We start from the raw sequence: 23,938 nt of genomic DNA, 5'->3' as shown, positions 1-23,938 counted from the left end.
CGGGTGCGGCACCTGGACAGCCAGTACGCCACGGCCGATGCGATCGCGACCGCCCCTTTGTGGCCTTCTCCGGCGCCTGAGGAGGAGTTTCGGGTGCGGGCTACGGCGATGGTGTGCCTCGGGCGCCGCTCACGTGACGCTGACCCGGTGGGCGGAGACCGACGGGAAGGGCGACTTGCCGGGGTTGATCCATGAGGCTCTGACCAGCTTTTTGAGGGCTAGTTCGCATCAAGAATCAACTCCCAACCACTGAGCGCCGTGTCATCCCAGGTTTCGTCGGCTACGGCTAGTACTGTCGAACCCGTGTTCGAGGACATCCGTCACCGCGACTATGGCAGCCTCCAGGGGCACGTGTTCCCAGATGCGTACTACGCACCAACCAGCGTGCTCCAGTGCATCAGTAACCAGGCGGTCACGCTCAACGTTGCGCCGAAGCTTCGGCGTCCAGTACCACTCATTCGACGTGGGCTGCCTTCCATGCTCTGGACACACATGCCAGAAGCATCCGTCCACGAACACCGCAACCTTGCGAGCCGTGAAAACCACATCCGGGCGAACCTTCACGCCGTCGTCCAACGTCAGGCGAAGATCCTTGCGATACCGATAACCAAGGCGATGCAGGGCCTTACGGAGCGCGACTTCCGGTTTGGTGTCAGCGCGCCGGTTAGCCTGCATGTTCCGGGACCGGCCGGTGTCCTTCGGCGCCGGATAGAGCCCCTTCGCGTGGGCTCGGGCACGAGCCTCGCTGCGATCACCTTGAACCACGCCTGCCGAACCTCTTCATCCGATCACGGGCACATGAGGCAAGATACCTCGCTAGGCCCGTCGCCAGCTGCATCACCCTGGAAGGTTAAGTGACATGAAGCTCAACGCTGTCGAGATCTGCGCTGGCGCTGGCGGCCAAGCCCTCGGCCTGCACAAAGCCGGCTTCCACCACACCCTCGCGGTCGAGCTAGACCAAAACGCCTCCAAGACCCTTAAAACCAACAGCGACCTCAAGAACAGCGGTTTCAGCCTCGACGAGGTCAAGACGGGTGACGTGGCTGATCCAGGGATCTGGAAACCCCACGAGTACAAGGGGATCGACCTGCTCGCGGGTGGCGTACCGTGCCCCCCGTTCACGATCGCTGGCAAGCAACTAGGCGCCAACGACGAGCGTGATCTCTTCGCCTGGACCGTTGAGCAAGTAGCAACGGTGGAGCCGCGCGCCCTGCTACTTGAGAACGTCCGAGGGCTGAGCATGCCACGCTTTGCTGGGTATCGACAGCATGTGCTAGATCGCCTGACCACTCTTGGCTATGTAGCCGAGTGGCGCCTTATCCACGCTTCGGACTTTAACGTCCCTCAGTTGCGGCCACGTTTTGTCCTGGTAGCGCTTCAAGAGAAATATGCGGGCTATTTCAGGTGGCCAAAACCGCTTCTCAACGCTCCAACAGTCGGTGAATCCCTCAAGGACCTCATGGGCACACGGGGTTGGGGTCAAATCGACGATTGGGTGGAACGCGCCAACAAGATCGCTCCTACAATCGTAGGAGGCTCAAAGAAGCACGGCGGTGCCGATCTAGGACCCACACGAGCCAAGCGAGCATGGCATGAGCTCTGGGTCGACGCACACGGCGTCGCCAACGACGTTCCAGGCCCGAAAGATGAATACTCTCTCGATGGCCGCGGCCCCAAGTTGACCAATGAAATGGTCGCACGACTTCAAGGGTTCCCCGACGAAGGAAAATGGATCTTCGAGGGACCAAAGACATCCAAGTATAGGCAGATCGGCAACGCCTTCCCGCCACCAGTCGCTGAAGCCGTAGGAAAGGCCATCAAGAATGCACTAGGAAAAAAGGGGGAAGCGGTAGCTCGCAAGCCAGTCGAGCATGACCCTATCTACAAAGTCCTCAAAGAAGTGGGTGACTTCGTGAAGGTCGAAAGCCTTCAGACCGCTGGCGACAAGCCTCTCGAAATCTCAGAAGTCGAGCTCAGCATTAGCAGGCTAGGCAAAGACTTCAACATAGAGACATTTTCTGATAACGGCGTTACGAAGTACAAGCTCGGAAGTTTCAAAGCGTTCACAGGGCAGGATGACCACGACAGGCACGCCATGTTCCTAAAAAGCCGGGCGAAGATCAGCTAGCCCTCGGTAGCTCGACCTACGACCGCGCTGCACTTACCCGGCCAATGATGGCCTGGATGTCCGCTGTATCCATGCCACCAGCGAGTGCTCCTTCGTCCTCAGGATCGCCAAGCTTCTGAACCGACGGATCATCTAGGATCTGCCCCATGAATTCCAGCTTTTCCTTTAGTCGCAGGGCCACGATCTCATCAATGCTTCCCTGAGACTCCAGTATCGTTACCCGCGTCTCAGTATCGCGAGCAAGACCCAATCGGTGAATCCGGTCAAGGCTTTGAAGGAATCGACCAGCCTGAAAGTCTCTGTCCACGTATACTGCATCGTGGCATACTTGATGCAAGCTGACACCTTCTCCTAGCGTGGCTGGATTTGAGATGAGTACGGCACAAGACGGGTCTTCACGAAATATTCGAAGTTGGTCGCTCCGGTCTACCGTGCCACCGTGCACAACAGCTGGGCTAAAGTCTTCAAGCAACACTTCCAAAGACTTAATGCTCCGCACGAAACTGGCCCAGACGAGAGTCTTCCGCCCTCGCGCCGCATTTGCCGCAACGATAGCCAATGTCTCCTGATACTTGGGAGGAACTTCGTACCTCGACAGGTCTCTCAGCAGAGCGGATAGCGGCTCGCCTTCTTGCACCTCCAACGGTGGTATCCGGAAAGAAAGTGGCTCGTACTTCGTCGCACCTTCCACAAGAAGCGCCGGGCTGGTAGCCGCCATCAAAAGTCGCAGGACCGCTCTGCCCAATGATTCGAAATCATTTCGATTCCGCTCTGCTCGAGCGGTAAATTGACCAACCATCGCATCGTATATCTCTCGGTGAAGCGGGGGCATCTCAACTTTGCAAACACGGGTTATCACGGGGGGCAAGCCCAGTTCGTGCTTGGTAGTTCGCGTATAGAGCGGCCTCAATACACCACTCGCATAGCCAAGATCCCCTCCGCCGACCGCCTGCCGCACTACTCGGCGACCACGCCCTGGCCAGACGAATGACAAGAGGTTTTCAAGATCTTTGGCCCCATTGGGCGCCGGCGTACCACTGAGAATCATCCGAACTCTACTCAGCGGCCCCAAGGCCATACAGGCAGTACCGTAGACGCCAGCAGCGCCCAGCTTCATCCTGTGGGCTTCATCTAGAATCATCATTCCCGGAGAATCTTGAAGCCACTTTGCAAAACCAACCAACGAGCGATTTAGTCGTTCATAGTTTACTAAAAGCAGATCCGCCGAGCCCGGCAATCGGTTGGTTACAATCTTCACATCAAGCGGTTTCTTAAAGCACACCTTTGCCTCATGCAGCCACGCTTCATACGCCGCCTTAGGGCCAACTACAAACAATCGCTCAACTTTGCCTCTTTCCCGCATTGCCGCAAAAACCGCTAAGGCAACACGCGTCTTACCTGCTCCAGGAACACTAAAATTTGCGCTATGCCCAAGTGATATCAAGCGCGCAATATCGCGGCGCTGAAAGTCCGTCAACGGCCCACACCAGTTTGGGCCAAGCAGACCGTCGACTTCGCTAGCGGCAACGTCGAATTGATCACCGGCATGCAACTGTCTTTCCGCAGTTTCCGCATCGTCGAGCATTTCTCCAACGACCGACTGAAACGTTGCGTCCCAAACGACAGTTTCAGGTGCCGGCCATGCGGCTAAAGCTTCGAGCCCGAGCAAGAACTCATCGACTGGAACAGTTATCGCCGACTTCTCCGAGAATCGCCCCGCAGGAAAACGCTCCAACAACCGCCCCAGGGCAGCCGTAAACTCTGGCTGCGCCCGCAGCAGCGCCTGAGTTCGAGTTACGTCAAAGCCGATAACCAGACTAGCCTCTTGCTCAGCGATCACTAAGACTCCGCAGAAAACGAGGTGATAAGCCAGTTGACCCCGTCGCCAGGGGCCGAGACCGTTCGACGGGTCTCCAGCGCAAGCTTTGCCAAGCTTTCCTTGAGTTTAATTACCGCCTCATCAAAAGTTTCTTCATCCAGACTTCTCGACCCCCGCGAAATAACCAAGTCGGTGACACATTGGTCGAGAGCCTGGCATGCATCAAGAACTCGCGTAGGAGCAGCTTGCTTCCGTTTTCTAATTCGACTATCTTTACCCGCTGGTTCCAAGGCTCGCTTCATCGCATCGCGAAGCTCTTCTCCCGCGCGTGCGGCGTCGGCAGCCACTGGATCACGGAGGCTCGAGTCAGACGCTTCAGCAGCCTTCGCCTTCAAGGCTGTATCAGTTAGCCTTTTGACAGAATTCAGAGCGTTGGATGCGCCCTTAACCTTGCGGTTAAGGCCAGGGATCGACACCGTCTCATGACCGCTAACCTGTTCCTGAAATCTCTCAGGGAGATGGCGAGACAAGTACCTTTCCTGAAAATCATCTTCAATCAAACGAACGTCGGTCTTTGAGAAGTCGAGCATAATTGCAGCCAAGCGATACTCTTTAACTATCTCTGCCATTTCTGGATCAACAGCAAGATCTTTCGAGTATCGGCGATAAAGTTCCTTAAGTTTTTCGGCCTTGTCCTCAAATGCAAAGATCGGCAAGCGAGTCCCTTGCGCCTCACTGCGCTCGATCAGCGATTGAACAGAATTGAACACCCACATATCTTGCTCACAAGCCGGAACCGTAGTACGGAACGTTGCGGCGATTACGCTAACTGGCATACCTTGCTTGGCCAGTTCGTCAATGGTAAGCAGGCGGTTAACATACGAGTATTCCCGATGATGAGTCTTTCGAAGCTGCAACGAGAGCTCAACATCACTGATATCATCCCAAGTGCAGGATTCAGGAAGAACAGCAACACGCATGCTTTGCCCCGGCCCGCGAATCTGCAGCAGAGCAGCACGTCTTGTATTCCCGTTTACAAGCACGCCATCACGGGTAATTAGTCCAGGATCACTCTGGTTGTAATCATTCAGACTCTCGGCTAGGCCAGTAAATACCGGGTCAATCTTCGAAAGATCTGAGGGCAGCGCCTTAAGCAAGAAGTCCAGGTATTCCTGACTTCCCTGACTCCATGGATTTTGATCGAGCAGTTCACTTCGCACACTATCGTGGCTGCGCTGAGCGCGAATCCTGTGAGTAGCAGGGTTGTAGTACAGGTCACCAACCGGCATCTCGATAACATCGAAATGCGTCGGGCGCCCGCGCCAATCAACTGTGACGGTCTCACGTAATCCTCCGCCGGCAGCCACCTCAGCTAGTCGACTCTCGATCAGCGCGCGGTTCTCTTCAGCTCGTGGCGGCCGACCGTAGTCTCTGGTCACTACTCTCTCCCGATACGAAGTTGCTCTGGTTCAGCAGTCCAGCCTGCCGAGGTCGTAGCTTAGTACTGTCTAGCTAAGGCCTAGCTCTTCCCGGACTTTAGAACGCGCCTCGGCCGGCAGGGACCTGTAGTCACTCCACAACTCTTCGATACGACTGAAGTCTCTGCGATCCACGTTGACCCAGCCGGTCAGCACACGGCGTTCCATAGCTCCAAGCGAGGACAAGTCTCGCAGTACACGTTCCAAGCTGGCCTCGAGGCCGCGGCCACCCACCCTGCACCGCTTGCACTCGGTTACTAGTTGCACCTCAACGCCCGTCGGCGTGACTACCTGTCGGCGAGCAATGTCCAGCTGGGCCATCTCATGCGTGCCTGCATAGAGGTGACCAGGCGTAATACCGCATGAGCGGCACATGTTCCCGTCGGCTGCGAGCACCTCCCTGCGCATTGAAGCACCAATGGCAGCGTTTGCTCGTTGGCTAATAGCGACGCCTTGCTCCCAGACAGGGAGGCCAGCTTTTACGAAGCAGTGCTCGTGGGGATCAAGGGTCCAGTCTTCACGATTGGTGTCGATTTGCCACTCGAACTTTCGAAGATCCCGCATCCTTCGATCAATCTGAGAGACGCCAGGGAACTCCTTTCTCAGCTTCTCCTTTGTAAATTTGTTTCCTTCGCCGACTTCGGCGAGAAGCCACAGAGCGACTCGCTTCATCGTCCCAAGTTCAGGGTCCTGCCACGACGGGAGCACGCATGAGCCCTTCTGTGCCGACTTCACTGCTGCCCCACCACGCAGGAGCCAGCAGACCTCAACAGCTGAACTTCCTTTGTAACACAGAAAGTTTCGCGAACACACTGACCGCGAATCCCTACATTTTTTGTAGTCATTACATGTTTTGTAGGCAGGCGTGGCCGAAGTAAGATATGTCGCGATATATCGAATCGCGACATATTTTTGTTGCCGCAAGAAAAGTCGGAGATTCGGGGCCAGTCGTCGTCATGTAAATCAAGGCATGCCCTACAGTCGTCGCGTACGTGTCCTTCGCGTCTTAAGACCGCGAAGGACACGTACACGACTCTTCTAGGAAGGAGTTGACGAGGGGGATGCCACCGATAGGGCGTGTGGGCGGCCGATACCCGGACGGGACTTCGCCCACGGCCGCGGCTCTGGCCGAGGCCCTTACTGAGCTGCATAAATGCTTCCAGTCGAGCACCATCGCCGCGCTGAGCAAGCGGTTTGGACTCTCTGGCGCATCGCTGTCGCACTACTTCAACGCGCGACGCCTGCCACCGGCCGAAACTTTGATCTCGATGTACGAGGGAGCAGTGCAGGACCTGGCAAAACGCGGCGTGCTCACAATGCCGTTCACTCTCGACTACCTACTTGCACTAAGGACTGCCGCCAAGTTGGGGTTATGCCCCAACTGTCATCGTGCGCTCGTGGGAGCGCCTCCACTATCGGTGGGCGACCATGAGATGGACCGGCGCAACGACGTGTCGACGGACGAGGACCGGCACAACGTAATGAACGTTCCCTCGCCACCACCGGGGCTCGACGAGGTCCTGTCCTACATCGAAAGCGGACGCCTGCAAGACGCTTCCAGCGTTCTCTGGGCAACTGCTTCGGAAGTGACCGCCGAGGAGGTCGCCGGTGCTGTCTCCTTCTTCATGCATGCTGGCCACCCCGAGGCCGCTGATGTGCTTTTGCGCGGCGCGCGAGGGCGTGGCGCGCGAGATCGTTTGACCATCATCAGAGAACTCCTCGGCCTAGGGCTTGCCGACGCTGCTCTCGTACTCCTGGAGGGATGACTGTGCTCGAAGTTTCGCTCATGGACTTACAGATGCAAGCATGACCTGGCCCACAAGCTTTGCCTCGTACGCGAATCTGGACTGCGCCCCACGGGGCCCACCACCGTGTTCATCCGGTTCGCGACTCGCAGTGTTGTGACCAACAACATGGAGATAAGGCAAAGAAATATGCAGTCCCGGGCACCGGGATATCAGGGGAAGGCCCACCGGCAGGGCGTGGAAACCAAGGCCGGCTGGACCCTCCCCCTTCAGAACCCCCGCCAACTGGCGTAGACAAGGAGTCCCTACATGAATGGTAAACGTCGCAGCTCTTCTTCGGGTGGCCGTCCGGCCCGGACCACACTGCCGGACCGGGTGAAAAGTCGCAAACCCCCTGGTGAGGGCCCTACCCCCACAGGATGGCGCCGGTGGCGGCAGCTCGTCTGGATGCACTTTCTCAAGGGTGCCGCCTACGCAGCCGGATCTGCGCTCATCACTTTCGCTATGGCCTGGCTGCTGAAGTAGCTCACTAGCTTCAAAGCTACGGTTAACTGCGGCTCCTTGCCGACCTGTCCATCGAGACAACTGGGTACCCAGGTCGGCAAGGAGCACTATGGCCGGCGGACCGGTGCAGCTCTAGTTACGAGGAACGACCGGGGCTGGATGTAGTGGATCATTCGGCTTCGCTTGTCGCCATAACTGCCCCTGTATCGAAGCTGTCGGCAAGTCATCATCGTTGTCCGCGGGCACAACCCGAGTAACTACGAACTGTCCCTTCTGTGGAACTGGAAGACCTAACGCGGACGCGACTCCAGGATCATTGTCCTGATGGCCGAGTACAAGCAACCCTTCAGGACGAAGCGCGTCACGGGCACCGCCGTTGCTGCGCATCCGTTTCAGAGGATCATCCAGGCCCCAGCCCACAGTCTCGACCGTGGCCCGGGTGATTATCTGGTTGTGCACATCTCGGCACAGTTGGAACAACCGTGCTTGCGCATGTCGATCACCACGGCTTGCCTGCGCATCCATGATCCGCCCCCGCCTCTGCGGATCAAGGTGCAACAGCACGTTCGGGGTTAGCCTGCCGTGCGACGACCACAACCATCTGATCTCGGTGACACCACGCTCCGTCAGACGACGCTTCAAGTCACGGTTTGCCGTTAGGCGCAGTCGGTCTTGCCGTGCCCGGACAAGGCCTGCCCGCCACTTGCTTTCCAGGTCGCTTGCCCAGATCACCAGACAGAGCTGGTCGACCATCTCAGGCCCCATCTCCCAGCCACCAATCCGCTGGGAGAACTTACAGTCCACGTCGTGGCCGGCGATCCGATAGTCAGTAGCCACTCCATCTGCGAAGTCGAATTCACGGTGGAGGTTGATCTCCACCAGAGTGCCCATGTGAGTCTTTTCGGTCTTGTGGAGCTGCACGTAATCCCAGCGGCCACTCCGGCGCCCATCAAGAAGCTGGTCAATTGTGTGCCTGAGCACCTTAGCGACACGGTCGCCAGTTGGATCGTGCTCATAAAGCCGATCGGTTACAGCGTCGAGTTCTGGATCGTCTCCCCGTCCGGGCGGACCCTCTAGGACCATGTCGAGCAAGCCGGCGTCCCCTCGTTGCACTTAGGCGCTTAACCCCGTCACCGATGCCGACCCAGCTGCAGAAGCACGGCTCTCGGCAGTGAACACATGTTGCCCCAGTGAGTCGTGCTCAGTCCAGAAGTTCAACGGACAGACAAAAAGGCCCTCCCGCGAACGGGAGGGCCTTAGTGCTGTCTCAACCAGACGTGCGCCCGAAGGGATTCGAACCCCTGACCTTCTGATCCGTAGTCAGATGCTCTATCCAGCTGAGCTACGGGCGCTTGTTCAGTTATCAATCTAGCACCTGCCGGAACAGGCACCAGCGGAGGCTCCGGGATTTGAACCCGGGAGGGGGGGTTACCCCCAACCGCATTAGCAGTGCGGCGCCATAGACCAGACTAGGCGAAGCCTCCCAGGCCCAACGACCACTGCTCAAATAGGTTACACACCCTCCTGACCCCCTCGGAAGGCACCCCCCTTAGACGCGTTGCAGGGCTCTGAGCAGGCCCGATGGGCGTCCGCCGAGTCCTTCGGCTTCGAAGACGGCGATGCCGACGCGAGGGAGGTCCCGGGCCGCGGGGTAGGCGAGGTAGCGCGGGACCCAGCGCGGCTGGAACTTCGCGTTGAAGCGGTAGAGGGTCTCGATCTGGATCCAGCGTGAGAAGAATCGCAGCGTCCGGGCGGAGAGGCGGGCGACCGGGCCGGCGCCGATGCGCTGGCCTTGTTCCAGCACCGCGCGGAAGGCGGCGAAGTTCAGGGAGACGTGCTGGGCCGAGGTGCTCAACAGCAGTTCGGAGATCATCAGCTCGTTGACGCCGTTGTCGGCGGTCCGGTCGCGGCGCATGACGTCCAGCGACAGGCCCTTTTCACCCCAGGGGACGAACTGGAGGAGGCCGCGCACCTGCCCGTCGTGTTCGGCGGTCACGAGGACCGAGCCCGGGTCGCCCATGCGGCCGAGGGCCATCGAGAAGCCGCGTTCCGTATCCGTGCCGCGCCAGGTGGCCGCGAGGGCGCGGAGTTCGTCGAGCTCCTCAGCCGGTAGGTCTTCGGCTTTTCGGATGCGCGCGGTGTAGCCGGCGCGCTTCGTGCGTGAGACGGCTTGGCGGACTCCGCGCATGACGCGCCCTTCGAGGGTGAAGGTGTCGGTGTCGACGACGGCCTCGTCGCCGATCTCCAGCACTTCCAGCCCGAAGCGGGCCCAGACGGTCGCGCCCAGTTCCGAGCAGCCCATGGTCGCCGGGGTCCACGCGTACCGCCGGCAGACGTCCAGGTACTCCTCGATCGCGCCCGGCCACGCCTCCGGGTCACCGAGCGGGTCCGCCGAGCACAGCGCGACCCCGGCGATCACCCGATAGGTCACCGCGGCCTTCCCCGACTTCGAGAAGACCACGAACTTGTCCCGGCGCAGCGCGAAGTACCCCAGCGAGTCACGCTCCCCCAGCAGCCCCCTGAGCCGTTCGACCTCCTCGTCGGTCAGCTCCGGGGCGGGTTCGGCCGAGCGGAGGAGGAAGTACGCCGCCAGCAGCACCGCGCCGATCCCGAACAGCAGGCCGACCGCGGCCGACAGGTCTTCCAGCCACAGCGCGGGGAACGTCACCGGGCCGCTCACGCCGATCAGGGCCAGCGTCGACTGCGCCAGGCGGTCGCCGACCCCCGCGTCGACAGGCGCGACCGATAGCAGCGTGAAGTTGATCGCGACCCCGGCCACCGTCAGCTGCAGGAAGACCCGGATCGCACGCCACCGGCCGGTCACCGGATCGGGGAGCGCGATGAAGTGTCGCCGCGTCGCGATCAGGGCGATCAGCAGCGCGAGCGACACGAGCCCCGCGCCGAGGGTGTGCCGCAGCCCGAGATGCGACACCGTCAGCAGCGCGGCGGCGGCGACCGCCAGTTGCCAGGCGCGGCGCTTCCGTCGCTTGAGCCCGGTGGCGAGCAACATCAGCAGCACCCCGGTCACCAGCGCGACCGTCGCCGCGCCGACCGTGGCCTCGTGCGGCAGTTCGAGCCAGGTGGCGACGTGTCCGCGCAGGGTGCGCCGCCCGGCCGGGACCAGCACCGAGATCAGTGCCAGCAGCCCGGCCAGCCGCGTCACCCAGGTGATCACCGCCACCGTGGTGGCGCCCGCCACCCGCCAAGCACCCGCCAAATTCCGCCCCCGTCAGCTCCTTGCCAGCTCCACGAACGGTACAAGGGCGTCGGGGTTCAGCAGGGCATCCCGGCTGACGGCGCGGTCAGGTGAAACCCCCGAAAGGATCTTCTTGACCGGAACCTCGCATTTCTTGCCGTTGAGCGTGCGGGGTACCTCGGTCACCTGGACGAACCGGTCGGGCACGTGCCGCGGCGAGAGGGCTCCGCGCAGTTCCTTGCGCAAGGCGGGTTCGACCTCGTCGAGCGACGCGCCCTCGGCCAGCACGAGGAAGCACAGCAGCTGCCCGTCCTCGTTGCCCGCCGCCGAAGTGTCGATCACCAGCGAGTCCGCGACCTGGTCGAACGACTCGACGACCCGGTAGAACTCGGCCGTGCCCATCCGCACCCCGCCGCGGTTGAGCGTCGAATCGCTGCGCCCGTAGATGACGGCGGAGCCGCGACCGGTGATCCGGATCCAGTCGCCGTGCCGCCAGATCCCCGGATACATCTCGAAGTACGCCTCGCGCAGCCGCGAGCCGTCCGGGTCGTTCCAGAAGAACACCGGCATCGACGGCATCGGCTCGGTGATCACCAGTTCGCCGACCGTCTCCACCACCGGCTTCCCGTCCTCGTCGAAGGCGGCGACGGCGGCGCCGAGCGCGCGGACCGAGAGCTCGCCCAGCCAGACCGGGACGTCGGGGGCCGACGCGACGAACGCCGCGCACAGATCCGTGCCACCGGACACCGAGCAGATCTGGACGCGTTTACCGACCTCGTCGACGATCCACCGGAAGCCCTCGACGCTCAGCGGCGCGCCGGTGGATCCCAAGGCGCGCAACGCCGTCAGGTCGAACCGCTCGGCCGGTTTGATCCCGGCCTTCAGGCAGCTCTGGATGTACGGCGCCGACGTGCCGAAGTACGTGACGCGGTGCTGCTCGGCCAGATGCCACAGCACGTTGAGGTCCGGGCTGCCCGGGCTGCCGTCGAAGAGCACGATCGTGGTGCCGGTCAACAGGCCGGAGATGAGGAAGTTCCACATCATCCAGCCGGTGGTGGTGAACCAGAAGAACCGATCGCCCGGGCCGAGATCGCTTTGCAGGGCAAGGGCTTTGAGGTGTTCGAGGGTGATCCCGCCGTGCCCGTGGACGATGCCCTTCGGCAGGCCGGTGGTCCCCGACGAGTACAGGACCCACAGCGGGTGGGCGAAGTCGACGGGTTCGAACGCCAGCTCCGCGCCTTCGTTGTCGGCGAGCAGCTTGTCCCAGTCGAGCGTGCCGTCGAGGCGGCCGCCGGCGTAGTCGATGAGCACGGTCGCTTCGAGCGTGGAGATCTCGTCGCGCAACGAGTTCACTGTCGGCCTGCTGTCGAACCACCGTCCATTGTAGACGTATCCGTTTACCGCGATCAGCACCTTCGGCTCGATCTGCGCGAAGCGATCAGTGATCGCGCGGACACCGAAGTCCGGCGAGCACGACGACCAGACGGCGCCGAGGCTCGCGGTGGCCAGGAAGGCGATCAGCGTCTGCGGGCAGTTCGGCGCCAGCGCGACGACTCTGTCCCCTTTGGACACTCCGAGCTTGCGCAGTCCTTCCCGCGCGGCGGCGACGGCGGAGCGCAACGCGCCGTATGTCAGCTGCGACGAGAGGCCGTCCTCGCGGTGGAAGATCACGGCGATCTCGTCGTCGGCCTTCGCGGCGCCCGCGACGCCGGGCATGAGCGAGTGCTCGGCGTAGTTCAGCGTGCCGCCCGCGAACCACTGTGCGTTCGGCATCTCACCGGTGAGCACCTCACCGGGCTGGTCGTGCCAGCGCACGCCGAGGAACTCGGCGACGGCGGACCAGAACTCCGGCCCCTGCCGCACGGAGAACTCCCACAACGCGTTGTAGTCGTCGACCTCCACGCCGCGTTCGGTGCGCAGCCACTGGCGGAACGCGTCGATCTTGGTGTCGGGCAGGCGGCTCGGCTCGGGGCGCCAGAGCACTTCCGGGGCGTCGGCGGTGTGAGTCACCCCGCGATGTTAACCCTCGTTAACCTGCTTGGCGAGCCCCCGTGAACAGCTCGTACGCCATCGACTTCAGCCGTGACGCGTCGAGCGGGGTGACCGTCAGCCACCCTCGGTCGCGCCGGAGCCCGTAGCGGCCGTCGGGGGTGTCCACCCAGGTCAACGTACCCTCTCCGCGCACCCAGCGACCCTCCCAAGACTTCCTGACCGCGCCGAGCCGTCCGCTGCCGATGCGCTGCGTCGCGATCCGCACCATGACGATGACCTCGGGTTCCCGCAGCCCGGCGTCGCGCAGGACGTCGGAGAACGCCGGCTGCCCGCCGTGCTCCCCCGCCTCGCACGCGGCCGTGTAGTCGTCGACGCGCAGGTTGACCGAGAGGCCACGCCCCTGCTCGCACGGCGGCAAGGCCTGCAGCAGCGTCGCGGCGACGAGCGGTTCCCGCAGCGCCGCCAGCTCGACGTCGGTGCCCGAAACGCCGATCACGACCGCGCCGCGATCGGACACGCAGCCGACCGCCCGGTACGCCGGATCCCCGTCGAGCCGAAGGTCGAGCGTGAGTTCGCTGTTCGCGACGGTGTGCAGGAGCCGCACCAGCTCGGGCGCGGGGGCGTCCACCGTGCCGAGGCCGCGGTCCGAGAGCGTCGCGCTCGCCGTGGCCACCAGCTCCGCCCGGAACTCCGGGGTCCGCCCGACGTGCGGGACCGCCAGCACCGCGGGCAGTTCGTCGCGTCCGTGCGCCGACCAGAGCAGGAACAGCTCACCGACGTGCAGCCGGATCCAGTCCATCAGCGACCGCTCCTCGGATCCTCGCCGATGACCGGCGGGGTGACGTGCCCGCTGAGGCCCCACACGTCGGAATCCTCGACGAGGTAGTCCGGCGCCTTGTGCTCTTCCTCGCCCTGCCGTCCTTGCGCGGGCGCCATCCCCATCGGCATGCCGCCGAAGCCGCCCATGCCCGCGGCCGCCGCGCGGGTCCCGGCCGGCTGGCCGGGCTGCCCCGACGGCCCGAAGCCACCGGCGCCGGCACCGGACCGGCCGCCCTGCCCGAGCTGTTCCTGGGTGCCTCCGGGGGCGCCGGGCGGCGGTGGCACGTAAGCGCCGCTGCCCGCACCCGGCGCGCGCGGCGCCTCGACCGGCTCCCGCACCTGGATCGGGGCCGCGTCGTCGACGCCACTGCTGCGGGTCGAGTCGTCCGGTGGCGGGACCGGCTCCGGCTCCGGTTTCGGGTCGGGTTCCGGCTTCGGTTCTTCGGGTGTCTCAAGGATCTTCGGCTGCTTGCCGTACGAGGTGAAGCTGGGAACGTTCTCGTAGACCTCGCCGGAGCTGAACTGCATCCGCGTCATCACGTCGGCGGCCTGTCGGTGCAGATCCTGCGAGCTCTCGTCGGTGGGGTCGGCGACGATGCGCCCGGCTTCGGCGAATTCGGATCCCGACGGCGTCGAAGCCGACATCGCCTGCGTCGAATCGGAGACCGGGATCGGGCGGCGCTTCGGCGGCTCCGGCAGCTTGGGCCGCGGCGCGTATCCCGGTGGCTCGGGCATCGTGCGGCGCGCGGTTTCGGCGATGTCCGCCTGGCGGCGCACGCAGTTCGCGACGTTCTCCGCCCGCCAGCCCGTCTCGCCCGCCCAGTCGACGAGTTTGACCGCGGCGTCACGCGCCCTGTCCGCGCCCTCGCCCGTCCAGCCGTCGGCGGTGGCCGCGAGGGCCGCCCTGAGCTCGGAACCGACCCGGTCGAGGAAGGCGCTGATCTTCGTCCACTGCGCGGCGACGGCTTCCGCGCTCGCGAGGTCCAGCTCGTTGTGGACCATCGCGTAGAGCTCTCGATGCGAGTAGCTCATCCAGTCGATGTCGGCGGTGAGGCTTTCGGGGCCCGGCTGCGGTTCGGGCTCCCGAGGCGGCCACGGCATGGGCAGGATGCGCATCAGTGCTCGTCCTTCCGCTCCTGGCCGACGATGTCCTCCATGTCGAACCGGCGGGCGACCCGTTCGAGCTGCTCCTGGCCCTCCTCGTCCGCGGCGACGTACATCTTCCGCGCCGCCATCACGGTGAGCTGGAAGTCCTTGAGGACCTTGGCGAAGTCCTTGAGAACGGGAACGGCCGCCTCGGTCCCCTTGTTCGCGGCGCCCTGGAAGCGCTCGCTCATGGTGTGACCGACGACGTTGTCGCCCAGCTTCAACGGCGCGTTGAACTCCGTCGAGTCCTTGATCAGCGCGTTGAGCTCGTGACGCGCCTTGAGAAGGGCGTCGACGAGCTTCTTCGCGGCGTCCTCGGAGACCTTGACGGCCCCCTTCTTGGCATCGGTCTTGGAATCCCGGATCTGACCCGCCACGGGAGCCAGCGCCGGAGCCGAAGCTCCGAACGCGGCTTGTGGCGTCACGGGCACCTTGGGCGACTGTGCCATTCGACCCTCCCCTGTCACATCTTGAGGGGAATGCTAGCGCGAATGGGTCAGCGCAGGTGGGCGTCGAACCAATTCAACGTGCGCTGCCAGGCCTCCGCGGCCGCGTCCGGATCGGCGTCGAAGCGGTGGTTGGCGCCCGGGTAGTGGACGACGTTCGTCGCGACGTTCGCCGTCGCCGCCGCCTCACGTAGCTGCTCGACTTCGGCGCCTCCGGCGGCGTCGCCCGCGTCGCCGTACATGCCGAGCCACGGGCTGGTGAGCCGTCCCGCGATCTCGACGAGGACCGGCAGCCCGGTGACGCCCTGCCCGCCGACGCTGACCGCCGCGCCCAGCCTGCGGTTCGACGCCACGACCAGCGCGGCCGTCCCTCCGAGGTCGAAACCGACGACACCGACGAGATCGGCTTGGACGCCGCGTTCCGCGAGCCAGGAAAGCGTCGCGTCGGTGGCTTCGAGCAGGTCCTGCTGGGTGAGGTCGTCCCGGTCGAGATGCGGGGTGACGGTGAGCCAGCCTTCGCCGGCGAGACCGGCCAGGAGCAGTCCCAAACCCTCTTCGACCTCTTCGGCCTCCTCGTGCAGCACCACGAGTCCGCCGCGGACGACACCATCCGGTTCGGCGAAGGTCAGGCGCAGCGTGTGGCCGTCGGCGTGCTGATGTTCCACGGTGGTCGTCAGGGTCATTCCTCCATCAGACCACTCTTAGGTAAATATTCGGAGCTTGCGCCCGCGCGGGAGGATACGGTGTCGGAGCCGTCCCCCAGACGTAGGAGCGCCGAAGATGTCACCTGTTTCGCCGCGTGCGGATCTCGAATCGTTGCCGAAGTACGTCCCTGGCCGGACAATCCAGGGCGCGATCAAGCTGGCGAGCAACGAGGTTCCCGGTGGCCCGCTGCCGAGTGTGGCGCAGGCCATAGCCGAGACGGCGCAGGGCATCAACCGGTACCCGGACATCACGGCTTCGGCGCTCGTCGAGCGGCTGGCCCGCGAACTGAACGAGTCCGTCGACCGGATCGCCATCGGCTGCGGTTCGGTTTCCCTTTGCCAGCAAATGATCCAGGCCCTGTGCGGCCCGGGCGACGAGGTCGTCTTCCCGTGGCGCTCGTTCGAGGCGTACCCGATCGTCACGCAGGTGGCGAACGCCGTGAGCGTGAAGGTGCCGCTCACCGCCGGGCACGGGCTGGATCTCGACGCGATGCTGTCGGCGATCACGCCCAAGACGCGACTGGTCTTCGTGTGCAACCCCAACAACCCGACCGGGACGGTCTTGCGGCGCGCGGAGCTGGAGCGCTTCCTGGACGCCGTGCCCTCGGGCGTCCTCGTCGTGCTCGACGAGGCGTACAAGGAGTTCGTGACCGACGCCGAGGTGCCGGACGGCGTCGAGCTCGCGCGCGGCAGGGACAACGTCGCGGTGCTTCGGACGTTCTCGAAGGCGTACGGCCTCGCCGGCCTTCGCGTGGGTTACGCGGTGGCCCCGGAAGCGATCACCGTCGCGTTGAAGCAGGTCTACGTCGCGTTCTCGGTGAACATGATCGCCCAGGCGGCGGCCATCGCCTCGCTCGACGCGGCCGACGAACTGCTGGAACGCTGCAAGGAGATCGTCTCGGAACGCACCCGGGTCCGGGATGCGTTGGTGGCCAAGGGTTACGAGGTGCCGGAGACGCAGGCGAACTTCGTCTGGCTGCCGCTGGGCGAGCGGACGACCGCGTTCGCGGAGCACGCGCTGGAGCGGAAGCTGATCGTGCGGCCCTTCGCGGGCGAAGGCGCGCGAGTGACCATCGGGACGCCCGAGGAGAACGACCTCTTCCTCGAAGCGGCCGGGGATTTCCCGCGCTGACAAGGCTTCATGGCGGCCCGCACTTCGTGGACGGGGTGCGGGCCGCTTCCTACTTGAGGAGCAGCTGCACCATCGCGGCGAGGCCGATCACGACGATCACGCCGCGAAGCACCTTCGGCGAGAGCTTGCGGCCGATCTTGGCGCCGATCTGGCCGCCGATCGTCGACCCGACCGCGAGCAGCGCGACCACGGGCCAGCTGACCGGCGCGATGAAGGCGTAGATCGCGCCCGCGACGATGTTCACGACCGCGGACAGGGCGTTCTTGACGCCGTTGAGCCGTTGCAGCGACTCCGACATCAGCATCCCCATCACGGCCATCATCATCACGCCCTGCGCGGCCGTGAAGTATCCGCCGTAGATGCCGATCAGGAAGATCAGGAACAACAGGAGCGGCCCGATCTTGTGGACCTTCCCGTTCTCCTCGCGGCGCTTCGCGACCCAGGCGGCCACTCGCGGCTGAACGATCACGAGCACCACCGCGAGCCCGACCAGCGCGGGTACGACGGTCTCGAAAGCGTCCTTCGGCAGCGAGAGCAGCAGGATCGTCCCGCAGATCGCGCCGAAGAACGATGCCACGGCGAGTTTGACGACCTGGGGCCAGTAGCCCTTGAGCTCCTCCCGGTAGCCGATCGCCCCGCTCACCGTGCCGGGGGCGAGGCCGATCGCGTTGGAGGTCGTCGCCGTCAGCGGCGAGTAACCGAGCGCGACCAGGACCGGGAACGTCACCAGCGTGCCCGAACCGACGACCGTGTTGATGGTGCCCGCCCAGAGCCCCGCGACGAAGATCACGACCGCGTGCCACCACGTCATAAAGCACTCACGTCCGCACCCTAAGCACCGTTACCTCCTTTCGCGCTGCGGATGTGTCTAGTCGAACATTCAACGAGCCCGTTATGTCCCGTTCGACGGGAAGACACAGAACTCGTTGCCTTCCGGGTCCTCGAGGACGTCCCAGTCGATCTCGCCGTCCTTGGCCCGGACGAGCCGCGCGCCCGCGGCGACCAATTCGGCCGTCGAGCCGAAGACGTCGATGTGCATGCGGTTCTTCACGGACTTCGCCTTGGGCACCGGGTTGACCCAGATCAGCGGGCCACGACCGGCCGGATCCTCGATCGCGACCGGCCACTCCACCGGCCGCTCGTCCCGGTGGCGGCGGACGTAGCCCATCGCGGCGCACCACCAGTCCGCGAGGGCCTGATGGTCGTTCGCGTCGAGACAGATGTCCTTGAACACCGCCGCCATTCAGTTCTCCTCCGGCAGATGGGCCGCGGTGATCTCCGTGGCGACCGTCCAGCCGAGCGTCAGGTACAACGCGCGCCCCTCCTCCGTCGCGACCAGGACCGCTCGCTCCGCACCGGCGGCGACCGCCACCTCGTCGAGCCTGCGCATCACGAACCGGCCGAGCCCTCGCCGCTGGTGCTCGGGCTCCGTCACGACCTGATCGATCACCGCCGTGCCACCGGCTATCGCGACCCGGCCGGTGGCCGCGCGCGAACCGTCGGGCGCGCGCACCACGACGTCGGTGACGACGCCGTCGCCGACCAGCTCGGCCCGGTACGGCTCGGGCGCGGCCATGACGGGCCGCAGCGCGATCGGGGCGCTCATCAGGTACTCCGGTGGGCCGACCTCCCACTCCGGCGGCACCGTCTTCGCCACTTCCTCACGGGGACCGCTCACCTTCAACCACGTTCCGGGCTCGGTCAGCGAACGGGCCCGGCTCGCGACCGACCCGGTTTCCGCCAGCACGTACCGCACGCGATGCCCCGGACGCCCGACGTCGAGCCGGTAACCGTCCGGCTCGGCGACGGGGACCCCGACGCCGCGGGAGAGCGCCCAGCCGTGCACCCATGCCTTGATCAGCCCTGCCACCCCAGTCATCGTCAGAGGATGACATCCCGCACCGACAATTCCGGACGTCCCGCCGGGCCTGCGAGGATGGGGCCGTGGCCGACGACGAGCGCGAACAGGTGTGGAGTGCGACCGTCGATCATCTACGCACGATGATCGACTCGGGCAGGCTCCCCGCCGGGTCGAGACTGCCCGCCGAGCGGGCGCTCTGCGAGCAGCTCGGGATCAGCCGCGGTTCGCTGCGGCAGGCGTTGCGAGTGCTGGATTCCATCGGTTACGTGCAGGTGCGGCCGGGTTCGGGCACCTACGTCCGCGAGAACCTCGGCGAACAGCCGTTACGTGGCTGGTTCTCGGAACACGAGCAACTGGTCGAGAAGCTCTTCGATCTGCGGACCACGGTCGAGCCGACGCTGGCCGAGCGGCTCGCGCTCGAGCACACGCCGCGGGTGCTCGCCCGGCTGGAAAGCACCGTCGACGAGATGGACCAGGCCGCCGCCGACGGCGACATGTTGCGCGTGATCGCGGCCGACGCCGAATTCCACCGGGTGATCGCGGGCAACGCCGGCAACGACGACGTCACCGATCTGCTGCGTTCGGTGCTCGCGCTGGTCGGCGAGGAGCGGCGGGCGGCGCTGCGGCTTCCGGGGCAGATCCGCAAGGCCGTCGACGAGCACCGCGCGATCCTCGAAGCGATCCGCCGGTCGGACGCGGCGGCCGCACGGGAGATCACCTTGCGGCATCTGCTCGACGCCAAGACCTACGTCCACGACTACACGACCGGGGATTGACGCTTCCTTGATGGCGCGACCGCCCGCGCACGAGTATTGTTTTCAGAAGTTTGTGAAACTTCTGACGGGGGTGTGCGGTGGAGAAGGTCCGGTTCACCGAAGAGAAGGCGACGATGCTCGCCACGCTGTACGGCCGGGCGCTCGACGCCCGCAGCAAGAGGCCGATCCTCGGCGACAAGGCCGCGGACGAGGCCGTCAAGCAGATCGACTACGACTTCGCCACGCTGGGCGTGAACGCCGACATGGGGCTGACCGTCGCCCTCCGGGCCAAGCCGTTGGACGACTGGACCGCGTCGTTCCTCCGTGCGCACCCGGACGCGACCGTCGTCCAGCTCGGCTGCGGGATGGACAGCCGCGTGTACCGCGTCGACCCGCCGCCCACCGTGCGGTGGTTCGACGTCGACTACCCCGAGGTCGTCGGCCTGCGCGCCCGCATCTACCCCGAACGGGACGGCTACCGGACCATCGGCTCGTCGGTGACGGACTTCGGCTGGATCGACGAGATTCCCTCCGACAAACCCGGTCTGGTGATCGCGGAGGGGCTGACGATGTACCTGCGGCCGTCCGAAGGCGAGGAATTGCTGCGGCGGCTGATCGCGCATTTCCCGCAGGGCGGCGAAATGGTCTTCGACGTCTTCAGCAGGCTGGGGATCAAACTGCAGAAGCTGAATCCCGTTGTCCGCAAAGCCAACGCGACGCTGTACTGGGGCATCGACGAGATCTCCGAATTGGAGCGGCTCGGGCTGACGCTGGTGTCGAAACTCGACTCGACGGATTACGCGACGCCTGAGGTGAAGGACCGGCTTTCCGGGTCGATGCGGGCGCAGCTGTGGTTCGCGGGGCTGTTCCCGGCGTTCAAGAAGATGGGGCGGATCCTGCGGATGCGGTTCTGAGGGGCGGCCGGGGGCGTTTCCGGAAGCGTTGCGAAAGCCACTTTCGCAACGTTGAAGGTTGCGAAAGTGGCTTTCGCAACATGGCCGCCGGGCCGCGCCGAGGCGGTGTACCTCAGCGTGACTCGAGTACCCGCTCCACGAACCGGTGCAGCTTCTCCTCCAGCCGGAAGACGCGTTCTTCGAGCGACAGCGTTTCCGCCGGCTGCGGCACGTCCGACTTCAGCTCGCCGCGGATGTACTGGCTGCACGCCAGATTCGCGCACGCGTAGATGCCGAGCGTGTTGCCTTCGCGCCCGAGCTTCCCGGCGCGACGGCCGGAGAACAGCGCGATGTCGGACAGCGGATGTGTCGTCGTGCACAGGCCGCACATGTTGCTCAGCAGGACCCGGCCCTTCGGCCGGGGAGCGGCGCGCAGGGAGAGCCCGACGGTCTCCCCGCGGTACGGCAGCACGAGATACGCCCGCGCGGCGGCCTTCGGATCGCGCCAGCCGAGGAATTCCCTTTTCTCCCAAGGGATCTCTTCGGGCCGGGCGGGCAGCGTGACCCCTTTGGCCTCGCCTCGGGTGCAGTTCACGAAGGACGCCCTGATCTCGTCCTGGCCCAGCGGTTCCATACCCGCACGGTAGCCACCGCGTCCGGGAACTGGCGAACCGTTTTCGGCCGGAGGTCATACGATCACCGAGTGCGCGGGAAGACGATGTCGAGCCGGTTCCGGCTGGTGCTCAGGACCAGTCTCGGCTTCGCCGCGCTCGGCGTCGGGTCCAGTGTGTGCGGCGCCGGTGTCGTGGCGTTGCTGCTGCTCCTGCAGGGCCTCCCGAGCGAGGTCGGCGATCGCGGCTGGATCCTCGGCGTCACCGCGGCCGGGATCGTGGCGCTGTCGCTTATCGTCGGCACCGCGTGGACGGCATGGCTGCAACGGCGCACGGCGGTCTGGTTCGTCTTCGGCCGCCCGCCGACGAAGGCCGAGGCCGCGCGGGCGCTCCGGCTCCCGGTCGACATGGGGATCGTGAGCGGCACGCTCTGGCTGATCGGCACGATCGTGCTCGGTTCACTCGCGTGGGTGCTCGGCTCCTGGATGGACGCGCTCGGGATGGCGCTGGTCATCGGGCTCGGCGGGCTGACCACGGTCGGCCTCACCTATCTCGCCGCCGAATGGGTCGCCCGCCCGGTGATGACGATCGCGCTCAAGGTGACCCCGCCGAAGGGGACGCTCAAGGTCACCGTGCTGACCAGGGTGGTCGTCACCTGGTCGCTGGCGAGCGGGGTCCCGTTCCTCGGGGTGCTCCTGGTGGCCGCGCCGCCGGATCTCGGCCAGGGCGACCACGTCGCGAGCCTGATCATGATTTCGGTGATCGGGCTGGGTGTCGGCGCGATCGGGACGGGCCTGCTCGCGAAGGCCGTCGCGACCCCGTTGCACCGCCTGCGGATAGCGCTCGACGAGATCGCCCGCGGCAACAAGGAGGTCGTGGTCGAGGTCGACGACTCCAGTGAGATCGGCCTGCTGCAGACGTCGGTCAACGACCTCGCCGCCGGGCTGCGCGAGCAGGAGCGGATGCGGGACCTCTTCGGCAGGCACGTCGGTGACGAGGTCGCGCGGCACGCGCTCGAGTACGGCGCCTCCCTTTCGGGTGACGTGCGCGAGGTGACGGCGCTGTTCGTGGACGTCGTCGATTCGACGGCCCTGGCGAGCCGCACCCCGCCCGAAGACCTGGTGAAGATGCTCAACCGGTTCTTCACCAGCGTGGTGCACGCGGTCGGGGCGCGGGGCGGGCTGGTCAACAAGTTCCAGGGTGACGCCGCGCTCTGCGTCTTCGGCGCCCCGACCCGGCTCGCGGACGCGCCGACGGCGGCGCTTTCGGCCGCGCGGGCGATCCGGGACGCCGTCCAGGAGACCGGCGAGCTGGACCTCGGCATCGGGGTCGCGAGCGGCCGGGTCTTCGCCGGTCAGCTGGGCACCAGCAGCCGGTTCGAGTACACCGTCATCGGCGACGCGGTGAACGAGGCCGCGCGCCTGACCGAGTACGCGAAAGCCGCCGACGGCCGGATCCTGGCGAGCGAAGCGGTGCTCAAAGCGGCCCTGGAGAGCGAGCGCTCGCACTGGGAGCCGTACGCGGAGCTGGAGCTTCGCGGGCGCCAAGAACCGACGCACACCTGGGCGGCGCTCAGCCCGGAATGACGTCCGGCCAGCGCAGCAACGTCGAACCCCAGGTCAGCCCGGCCCCGAACGCCCCCATCACCACGCGGTGCCCCGGCTGGAGCGCCCCCTCCTTGGCCGCGTCGGCCAGGGCGATCGGGATGGACGCCGCGCTCGTGTTGCCCACCTTTTCGATGTTCGAATACATCACGTCCTCCGCGAGACCGAGCTGTTTCGCGCAGGTCTGCAGGATGCGGATGTTGGCCTGGTGCCCGATGAACCGGTCGACGTCGCCGACCGTCCAGCCCGCGGAATCCAGCACCGCGCGCGCCGACTGGACCATCCGGGCGCAGGCGTGCCGGAAGACGGTCTGGCCCTGCATCACCAGATAGTGGTCACGCGGATCGTCCGAGCGGCGGTTCTTCGCGCCACCCGCCTCGACCCAGAGCAGTTCGGCGAGTTCGCCTTCGCTGTGCAGGTCGAACGGGCCGAGCGCGCCGAGTTCGCCGGGGTCGCCCGCGCGCAGCAGGACGGCGCCCGCGCCGTCGCCGAAGATCGGCACCGTGCCGCGGTCTCCGGGGTCGATGAGCGAGGTGAAGACGTCGGCGCCGATCACCAGCACCCGCCGCGCGACACCGGCCGCGATCAGTCCGGCGCCGGTGGCGAGCCCGTAGACGAACCCGCTGCACACGGCGTTGACGTCGAAGGCGGCGACGCCGTTCAACCCGAGCTTCGTCGCGACCTGCGGCGCGCTGGCCGGGCACAGCTGGTCGGCCGTCGACGTCGCGAGCACGACCGCGTCCGCCTCGGTCTCCCCGGCCGAGGCGAGCGCCCGTCGCCCCGCCTCGACGGCGAGATCCACAGTGGACGTCCCGGGATCGACGACCCGGCGCTCGGCGATGCCGGTCCGCGAGCGGATCCACTCATCGGAGGTGTCCAGCCGCTGGGCGATCTCCTCGTTGCCCACCACGCGCGGAGGCAGCCAAGAGCCGAGACCGGCGAGAACGGCCGCCTGAGATGAGGGCACCAAGAAATCCTTTCGCGGGGCAAAGGGGAGGTCTGCCATTCACTTGTAAGCGCTACCATTCAGTAGACCCGTCAGTTGTGTTCCGGGTCACAATTCAAAGAATTCTCACCTTCACCCGGCTGCGTGACCGACGCCGCG

22 protein-coding genes and 2 tRNA genes are annotated in these 23,938 nt (G+C 65.1%); 6 read left to right on the top strand and 18 right to left on the bottom strand.

All coding sequences use genetic code 11. The features are described from left to right. Nucleotides 1–261 precede the first annotated feature (261 nt). Nucleotides 262–765, bottom strand: a complete 504-nt coding sequence (locus AVR91_RS23460; RefSeq protein WP_076857407.1) for a very short patch repair endonuclease — start codon at nucleotides 763–765, stop codon at nucleotides 262–264. A gap of 94 nt (nucleotides 766–859) precedes the next feature. Here AVR91_RS23460 and AVR91_RS23455 point away from each other — a divergent pair, with 94 nt between their 5' ends. Beyond that, nucleotides 860–2,128 carry a DNA cytosine methyltransferase gene (locus tag AVR91_RS23455; RefSeq protein WP_063277269.1) on the top strand — a complete coding sequence of 423 codons (1,269 nt, stop codon included), beginning with the start codon at nucleotides 860–862 and terminating at the stop codon, nucleotides 2,126–2,128. A gap of 16 nt (nucleotides 2,129–2,144) precedes the next feature. Here the strand turns inward: AVR91_RS23455 and AVR91_RS23450 are convergent, their stop codons facing one another. The 3 genes from AVR91_RS23450 to AVR91_RS23440 form a co-directional block, all read right to left on the bottom strand. Further along, a complete protein-coding gene (locus AVR91_RS23450) occupies nucleotides 2,145–3,968 on the bottom strand; it encodes a DEAD/DEAH box helicase (RefSeq protein ID WP_143254072.1) in 1,824 nt (607 codons plus the stop codon). Then, nucleotides 3,968–5,386, bottom strand: a complete 1,419-nt coding sequence (locus AVR91_RS23445) for a transcriptional regulator (RefSeq protein ID WP_076857405.1) — start codon at nucleotides 5,384–5,386, stop codon at nucleotides 3,968–3,970. Before AVR91_RS23445 ends, AVR91_RS23450 begins: the two co-directional genes overlap by 1 nt. Nucleotides 5,387–5,455: 69 nt before the next feature. Continuing rightward, a complete protein-coding gene (locus AVR91_RS23440) occupies nucleotides 5,456–6,097 on the bottom strand; it encodes a hypothetical protein (protein WP_076857417.1) in 642 nt (213 codons plus the stop codon). 407 nt (nucleotides 6,098–6,504) lie between these two features. Here AVR91_RS23440 and AVR91_RS23435 point away from each other — a divergent pair, with 407 nt between their 5' ends. Further along, a complete protein-coding gene (locus tag AVR91_RS23435; RefSeq protein ID WP_063277270.1) occupies nucleotides 6,505–7,191 on the top strand; it encodes a helix-turn-helix domain-containing protein in 687 nt (228 codons plus the stop codon). 615 nt (nucleotides 7,192–7,806) lie between these two features. Here the strand turns inward: AVR91_RS23435 and AVR91_RS23430 are convergent. From AVR91_RS23430 to AVR91_RS23390, 9 genes are all read right to left on the bottom strand, one after another. Continuing rightward, a complete protein-coding gene (locus AVR91_RS23430; protein WP_076857415.1) occupies nucleotides 7,807–8,757 on the bottom strand; it encodes a NaeI family type II restriction endonuclease in 951 nt (316 codons plus the stop codon). A gap of 195 nt (nucleotides 8,758–8,952) precedes the next feature. Beyond that, nucleotides 8,953–9,026, bottom strand: a tRNA-Arg gene (locus tag AVR91_RS23425). A 42-nt stretch (nucleotides 9,027–9,068) separates the two neighbouring features. Beyond that, a tRNA-Ser gene (locus AVR91_RS23420) sits at nucleotides 9,069–9,158 on the bottom strand. 65 nt (nucleotides 9,159–9,223) lie between these two features. After that, nucleotides 9,224–10,873 carry a phosphatidylglycerol lysyltransferase domain-containing protein gene (locus tag AVR91_RS23415; RefSeq protein WP_063277273.1) on the bottom strand — a complete coding sequence of 550 codons (1,650 nt, stop codon included), beginning with the start codon at nucleotides 10,871–10,873 and terminating at the stop codon, nucleotides 9,224–9,226. A gap of 30 nt (nucleotides 10,874–10,903) precedes the next feature. Then, the gene (locus tag AVR91_RS23410) at nucleotides 10,904–12,880 is read right to left on the bottom strand and encodes an acetoacetate--CoA ligase (protein WP_063277274.1); all 1,977 of its coding nucleotides are present in this window, start codon (nucleotides 12,878–12,880) and stop codon (nucleotides 10,904–10,906) included. A 19-nt stretch (nucleotides 12,881–12,899) separates the two neighbouring features. After that, nucleotides 12,900–13,661, bottom strand: a complete 762-nt coding sequence (locus AVR91_RS23405; RefSeq protein ID WP_063277275.1) for an ESX secretion-associated protein EspG — start codon at nucleotides 13,659–13,661, stop codon at nucleotides 12,900–12,902. Continuing rightward, nucleotides 13,661–14,683, bottom strand: coding sequence for a PPE domain-containing protein (locus AVR91_RS23400; protein WP_394329662.1), 1,023 nt, complete (start codon nucleotides 14,681–14,683; stop codon nucleotides 13,661–13,663). The genes AVR91_RS23405 and AVR91_RS23400 overlap by 1 nt, the downstream gene beginning before the upstream one ends. 113 nt (nucleotides 14,684–14,796) lie before the next feature. Further along, nucleotides 14,797–15,276, bottom strand: a complete 480-nt coding sequence (locus tag AVR91_RS23395) for a hypothetical protein (RefSeq protein ID WP_228708062.1) — start codon at nucleotides 15,274–15,276, stop codon at nucleotides 14,797–14,799. Between the two features lie 47 nt (nucleotides 15,277–15,323). Further along, entirely contained in the window at nucleotides 15,324–15,956 is a 633-nt protein-coding gene (locus AVR91_RS23390; RefSeq protein WP_016330746.1) for a dienelactone hydrolase family protein, read from the bottom strand. Nucleotides 15,957–16,053: 97 nt separating this feature from the next. On the opposite strand from AVR91_RS23390, the gene hisC reads away from it, so the two are divergent. Further along, on the top strand, nucleotides 16,054–17,109 hold the full coding sequence (gene hisC, locus AVR91_RS23385; protein ID WP_063277277.1) for a histidinol-phosphate transaminase: 1,056 nt from the start codon (nucleotides 16,054–16,056) through the stop codon (nucleotides 17,107–17,109). A gap of 49 nt (nucleotides 17,110–17,158) precedes the next feature. On the opposite strand, the gene AVR91_RS23380 is transcribed toward hisC, so the two are convergent. From AVR91_RS23380 to AVR91_RS23370, 3 genes are all read right to left on the bottom strand, one after another. Further along, entirely contained in the window at nucleotides 17,159–17,920 is a 762-nt protein-coding gene (locus AVR91_RS23380; RefSeq protein WP_016330744.1) for a sulfite exporter TauE/SafE family protein, read from the bottom strand. An 81-nt stretch (nucleotides 17,921–18,001) separates the two neighbouring features. Next, nucleotides 18,002–18,352, bottom strand: coding sequence for a VOC family protein (locus tag AVR91_RS23375; RefSeq protein ID WP_063277278.1), 351 nt, complete (start codon nucleotides 18,350–18,352; stop codon nucleotides 18,002–18,004). Then, nucleotides 18,353–18,979 carry a GNAT family N-acetyltransferase gene (locus AVR91_RS23370; protein ID WP_063277279.1) on the bottom strand — a complete coding sequence of 209 codons (627 nt, stop codon included), beginning with the start codon at nucleotides 18,977–18,979 and terminating at the stop codon, nucleotides 18,353–18,355. 74 nt (nucleotides 18,980–19,053) lie between these two features. Here AVR91_RS23370 and AVR91_RS23365 point away from each other — a divergent pair, with 74 nt between their 5' ends. Next, nucleotides 19,054–19,746 (top strand): FadR/GntR family transcriptional regulator, encoded by a 693-nt coding sequence (locus AVR91_RS23365; protein ID WP_016330742.1) that lies wholly within the window; start codon nucleotides 19,054–19,056, stop codon nucleotides 19,744–19,746. Between the two features lie 77 nt (nucleotides 19,747–19,823). Beyond that, nucleotides 19,824–20,639 (top strand): class I SAM-dependent methyltransferase, encoded by an 816-nt coding sequence (locus AVR91_RS23360; protein WP_063277280.1) that lies wholly within the window; start codon nucleotides 19,824–19,826, stop codon nucleotides 20,637–20,639. A gap of 112 nt (nucleotides 20,640–20,751) precedes the next feature. Here AVR91_RS23360 and AVR91_RS23355 read toward each other — a convergent pair whose 3' ends face one another. Then, a complete protein-coding gene (locus tag AVR91_RS23355; protein ID WP_016330740.1) occupies nucleotides 20,752–21,252 on the bottom strand; it encodes an FBP domain-containing protein in 501 nt (166 codons plus the stop codon). Between the two features lie 84 nt (nucleotides 21,253–21,336). Between AVR91_RS23355 and AVR91_RS23350 the strand changes: the two genes are divergently transcribed. Next, nucleotides 21,337–22,815: an adenylate/guanylate cyclase domain-containing protein gene (locus tag AVR91_RS23350; protein WP_063277340.1), complete on the top strand. Its 1,479-nt coding sequence runs from the start codon at nucleotides 21,337–21,339 to the stop codon at nucleotides 22,813–22,815. On the opposite strand, the gene AVR91_RS23345 is transcribed toward AVR91_RS23350, so the two are convergent. Next, complete coding sequence (locus AVR91_RS23345; protein ID WP_076153327.1) at nucleotides 22,802–23,839, bottom strand: beta-ketoacyl-ACP synthase III; 1,038 nt, start codon at nucleotides 23,837–23,839, stop codon at nucleotides 22,802–22,804. The two genes, AVR91_RS23350 and AVR91_RS23345, sit on opposite strands and share 14 nt — an antisense overlap. Nucleotides 23,840–23,938 lie beyond the last annotated feature (99 nt).

It is taken from the genome of Amycolatopsis keratiniphila subsp. keratiniphila (assembly GCF_001620365.2).
Classification (GTDB): Bacteria; Actinomycetota; Actinomycetes; order Mycobacteriales; family Pseudonocardiaceae; genus Amycolatopsis; species Amycolatopsis keratiniphila.
The sequence above is the reverse complement of the archived record's forward strand: the minus strand, read 5'-3'. Positions and strand labels throughout refer to the sequence as shown.